A 3,243-nucleotide genomic window follows, 5' to 3' on the forward strand; every position below is an offset into this window, starting at 1 on the left:
TGTCCACCTGTGCGTGGCCGCCGGCCCCGGCGATAGCCGGCGGCCTCCACAGGTGGTCAGGGGGCTGCGGGAGTGGCCTGGTGCAGGAGTCAAGCAAGGTGTCAACGAAGGAGGAAGCTCATGGTGATGGGTTGGGATGAGGAGTACTTGGCTAGCTACCCGGATGTGCTGGCGGCGCTGTCGGGTTTGGAGGACATTGGCCTGCCTGAAGGCGTGGGGCTGCCTGGTATCCCCGCGATCGAGGTCTACGACGACGTCGTCCTTTATACCTTTCCGGGCGACGAGGATGACGGGTTGGTCAGACCAGTGCGGCGGGCGTGGCGGCGAGCCGGCCGAGCGGACTTCGCTCGGACGGTGACGGCGGAGTGGGAGGCGCATGTGGAGCGTGTGCGGGCTGGTTTGCCGGCGGCCGAGCGTGTGCTGCGGGTGGCTAAGACGGCCGGGCTTACGGGTGAACCGGCGGAGCTCGCGCTGTGGGTCAACCAGAGTGTGACGTTGTGGCCGGGTCGAGGGGTATGCGTCCTTGAGGGTTTGTACGACCTTGAGGTGCTGAGTGGCTCGTCCGGTTGGAGCACGAAGGTGTGGATATCGACCTCGATGGGCAGTGAGGAGGTGGTGGAGGTCACCATCGACAGGATCAACCCCGGGTGCCCGTGGTTGGCCGAGGAGGCTCCGGCGGGGCAGGTTCTGGGGGCGGGCCTGGGTTGGTTGGCCGAGGAGGCCACGGCGTGGTTGATCGACAAGGTTGATGCCAGCGTCGACGGGGGGATCTTCCACTACTTGAGTGAGGAGAATCCTGCTTCCACGCCCGGTGCGCCGGCGGTAAGGCCGGAGGTGGAGGTCTTGGCGGGCGAGCGAAGCGTCATCCCCACCGGAACGGCGGTGCAGGACATGACTGGAGGTGATCGGCCGTGACGCCGGTTGTTGAGGACTTTGACGTCGAGTCGTCGGCTGGGCTGGCTGCTGCTTTGGAGGCGGTGGCGGCTGAGCCGGAGGTGTGGGAGTCGGATGTGGGCCGGCTCGTGGCGTCGGAGATTGTGCGGCGGGTGCCGCACAAGGTGGGTTATCGGCGTGTTGAGTCTCTGGCGAGGACCGGGGAGGTGAGCTGCGATGAGGTTGTGGCGGACTTGGCGGCTTCGGTGGTGGAGATGCTGCTGATGCGGCGTGATCTTGCTGCTGCGGGGTCGGATCTTTGGGCGGTGCTGGCGAGGCGGGCGGTCTGGATGGTGGAAGGGCATCAGGAAAGGGCGCGCCAGCACGGGCTGAGCGGTGATTCTGCGCATCCTCAACGGATGCGCGAGCGAGTCCGCTTCGAAGAGGCTGATTTCTTTTGCCTCTCGCGTGGGGTCAGGTTTGCGGCGCCTGGTTCGGTGGAGGTCGAGCGGCGGCGGGTCTGGGTGAGGAAGGAGGACCTGGGGCCGGTCCTGGGCGGTGTTGTCGACGTCTTGGTGTGGGCGGGTGTGCCTGGGTGGCTGGCTCGGGCGGGGACGTGCCGCGTTGTTGAGCTGGCGGCGTCGACGACGGCGCGGGAGCGTCACTGTTCGGCGCGTGAGGACGCTCGGGATGGCGTGCTGGGTGCACTGGGCGCCTCGCCTGACGCGGCCGGGGCGTGGATGAGTTTGGCGGCTGGGAGCCGTCGGGGAGGGTTGGAGAGCGCGCTGGTGTGGTCGTTGCGCCTGTGGGGTGGGGCTCTAGGTGACCTGTCCTGGCCTGAGGTGCTGAGTGCCTCGCAGCTGCGGTGGGTGCGGACGGTTGCGGCGGGGGTGTGGGTTCAGGCCCCGTCTGCTGCGCCGGCCGGCGCACACAGGCCACCGGTGCGCCTGGGTGATTCTGGGGAGCAGTTGGCGCTGTTCCCGGTGGAGGGGGTGAGCGCCGGGGCGGCGTAGAGGGGGGTCATGAGACTCGCCCCCGACCGGAGGACCGGGCGAGGGCGAGAACCAAAATCACCAGCCACCCGACCTAACAAAATTTTCGAACCCTCGGTCGGGGGCCTGGGGGGAGTACGCCGAAGCGTGCTCCAGTTGATGAATGACTAGAGAGTAGTTGATGAGCACAACTTTCGCAACAGGGAAGCAGGAACCTAAGGGTTCTAATTCTACTAATGCTTTATGTGATGGTCGGGTTTCCGTTGATTTTGTGCCGGATTCCCGGGTTCGTAAGTGGCGGCGCCCGTCAGTGTCGATGGAGCGGTCGCGGCTGTTGGTGGCCGCGTCGGTTCCGGAGGGGTGTGTGTTGGCGCCGAGGGTGTCGGTGTGGCTGGAGGCGGTGCGTGAGGTGGCTGAGGCCCACGGGCTGCGGGATGCGCAGGTGGCGACCCTGGTGCGGGTTGCCAGGGGCCTGTGTGACTGGGTTGACGGGACCTCGCGCACGACGCGGGTGGTGAACGAGCGGGTTGCAGAGCTGGCAGGCTGCTGCGTGCGGACGGTGCAGCGGTGGCTGCGGCGTCTGGAGGCTTGGGGGCTGCTGGGCCTGGTGGCCGCCGGGCGGTCGGCCAGGTGGGCGCCGCTGGCGCGCTCCCAGGATGCTGACGGGCGGGTGGTGCTGGAGCGCCGTAACGAGGCGGCAGTGAGGTCGTTCGTGGTGCCCAAGGAGATGGCGGCGGACGTCCAGGCGCCGGCTTCCGCGGCCTCGGTGGGGCGGGGTCCTGTGGACAGCGAGGGGCCGGCCGACCCCCACTGTGGATTGAGGTGTCACCCCTACCCGTACTCAGGGATTCTTAGCCCCCGCGCGCGCGCGCGAAGCGGCCTGGGTGGTGAGGATTTGGTGCCGCTTCGCGTCGCTGAGGTTTCTCTGGGGGCCGCTTCGCGGCCCGGGGGCCGGGTTGGTCCGTCTCGGTGGCGTGCGTGGTGGTCACCTCGACGCACGAGGAGCACGGAGGAGGAGGTGCTGGGGCTGGCTCGTGAGCTCCAGGAGCGTTTGCGCGTGCTTCGGGGTTGCTCGGATCGGTACGTGATGCGCGTCATTGCACCGTTCTTTGGGGCTGGCTGGTCGGTGGGTGACCTGGTGACGGCGGTGGACCGCAGGCCGGATGGGTCGGCGTGGCCGCACAGCGGGGACCGGGGGGTGCGGGAGCCGGCCCGGTGGCTGATCTATCGGCTGTCGGCGTGGCTCAACGACGGGGGCGTGCCGTTGGCGTCGTGGAGGCAGGAGCGGGCGGCGGCGCACGAGCGGGAGATGGCTGAGCGTGAGGCGCGGATGGTAGCCAGGGAGGCCGAGCGCGCCCGCGTCGCGGCGGAGCGGGCC

General features: G+C 68.5%; 3 protein-coding genes. All 3 read left to right on the top strand.

The window, feature by feature from the left end; all coding sequences use genetic code 11:
- The first annotated feature begins 120 nt into the window (after positions 1–120).
- Positions 121–915: a hypothetical protein gene (locus RWR81_RS13190; RefSeq protein WP_314458168.1), complete on the top strand. Its 795-nt coding sequence runs from the start codon at positions 121–123 to the stop codon at positions 913–915.
- Complete coding sequence (locus RWR81_RS13195) at positions 912–1,886, top strand: hypothetical protein (protein ID WP_314458169.1); 975 nt, start codon at positions 912–914, stop codon at positions 1,884–1,886. Before RWR81_RS13190 ends, RWR81_RS13195 begins: the two co-directional genes overlap by 4 nt.
- A gap of 343 nt (positions 1,887–2,229) precedes the next feature.
- On the top strand, positions 2,230–3,243 hold a 1,014-nt coding region (locus RWR81_RS13200; RefSeq protein ID WP_314458170.1), incomplete at its 3' end, for a hypothetical protein.

This window comes from uncultured Actinomyces sp. (assembly GCF_963526355.1).
Classification (GTDB): domain Bacteria; phylum Actinomycetota; class Actinomycetes; order Actinomycetales; family Actinomycetaceae; genus Actinomyces.

Bases quoted from the DNA above. Each gene is read 5' to 3' on its own strand.
- RWR81_RS13190 (WP_314458168.1), top strand. From the start codon at position 121: ATGGTGATGGGTTGGGATGAGGAGTACTTGGCTAGCTACCCGGATGTG.